This is a genomic window from Streptococcus rupicaprae (genome assembly GCF_040545225.1).
Taxonomy (GTDB): domain Bacteria; phylum Bacillota; class Bacilli; order Lactobacillales; family Streptococcaceae; genus Streptococcus; species Streptococcus rupicaprae.
This window is the reverse complement of the sequence record NZ_JBEPLO010000056.1, coordinates 1-1620: the sequence shown is the minus strand read 5'-3', so window position 1 is coordinate 1620 and position 1620 is coordinate 1. Positions and strand designations below refer to the sequence as shown.

Below are 1620 nucleotides of genomic sequence, written 5' to 3'. Positions count from 1 at the left end.
GGTGTAGACAACAACAACTTCCTTGTCTGAAGCATCAGCAGTTACAACTTCGCTAGCAACAACTGGCGTGTCTGTTACACGATTTGGAACTGTTGGAGAGCTCACTTCGTCGAAGCTGTCATCAACACTTGTCCACTCACCCAAGGTCTGCTCACCGGTCGCATCGTTAGTCGTAACGGCGCGAGTATAAGTTACTGTTTGAGTAACAGCTGGTGCCAACTCATTACCAGCCTCATCCACATACTTAATGGTACGGGTGATGGTCTTGGTTTCAGTTGTTTCTGACGAGGTTGGGGTGTAGACAACAACAACTTCCTTGTCTGAAGCATCAGCAGTTACAACTTCGCTAGCAACAACTGGCGTGTCTGTTACACGATTTGGAACTGTTGGAGAGGTCACTTCGTCGAAGCTGTCATCAACACTTGTCCACTCACCGAAGGTCTGCTCACCGGTCGCATCGTTAGTCGTAACGGTGCGAGTATAAGTTACTGTTTGAGTAACGGCTGGAGCCAACTCATTACCAGCCTCGTCCACATACTTGATCGTACGGGTGATGGTCTTGGTCTCAGTCGTTTCTGATGAGGTTGGGGTGTAGACAACAACAACTTCCTTGTCTGAAGCATCAGCAGTTACAACTTCGCTAGCAACAACTGGCGTGTCTGTTACACGATTTGGAACTGTTGGAGAGGTCACTTCGTCGAAGCTGTCATCAACACTTGTCCACTCACCGAAGGTCTGCTCACCGGTCGCATCGTTAGTCGTAACGGCGCGAGTATAAGTTACTGTTTGAGTAACAGCTGGTGCCAACTCATTACCAGCCTCATCCACATACTTAATGGTACGGGTGATGGTCTTGGTTTCAGTTGTTTCTGACGAGGTTGGGGTGTAGACAACAGTCACTTCTGAATCAGAATCTTCTGGGCTAGTAGGAGCTGAGGCTACTTCTGGCGTATCAGTCGTGTACTTATCGACAGTTGGGGACGGTTGTGCTGCGTAGTCAGCCTTATCGGTCGTCCACTCACCAAAGGTCTGCTCACCGGTCACATCGTTAGTCGTAACGGTGCGAGTATAGGTTACTGTTTGAGTAACGGCTGGAGCCAACTCATTACCAGCCTCATCCACATACTTGATGGTGCGGGTGATGGTCTTGGTCTCAGTCGTTTCTGATGAGGTTGGGGTGTAGACAACAACAACTTCCTTGTCTGAAGCATCAGCAGTTACAACTTCGCTAGCAACAACTGGCGTGTCTGTTACACGATTTGGAACTGTTGGAGAGGTCACTTCGTCGAAGCTGTCATCAACACTTGTCCACTCACCGAAGGTCTGCTCACCGGTCGCATCGTTAGTCGTAACGGCGCGAGTATAAGTTACTGTTTGAGTAACAGCTGGTGCCAACTCATTACCAGCCTCATCCACATACTTAATGGTACGGGTGATGGTCTTGGTTTCAGTTGTTTCTGACGAGGTTGGGGTGTAGACAACAGTCACTTCTGAATCAGAATCTTCTGGGCTAGTAGGAGCTGGTGCTACTTCTGGCGTATCAGTCGTGTACTTATCGACAGTTGGGGACGGTTGTGCTGCGTAGTCAGCCTTATCGGTCGTCCACTCACCAAAGGTCTG

Annotated in this window: 1 protein-coding gene; it reads right to left on the bottom strand. The window is 49.3% G+C overall.

Annotated features, from left to right (window positions below; translation table 11 throughout):
• Positions 1–1620 (bottom strand): mucin-binding protein (locus ABID29_RS12245; RefSeq protein WP_354366432.1); only part of this gene is annotated, 1620 nt, incomplete at both ends.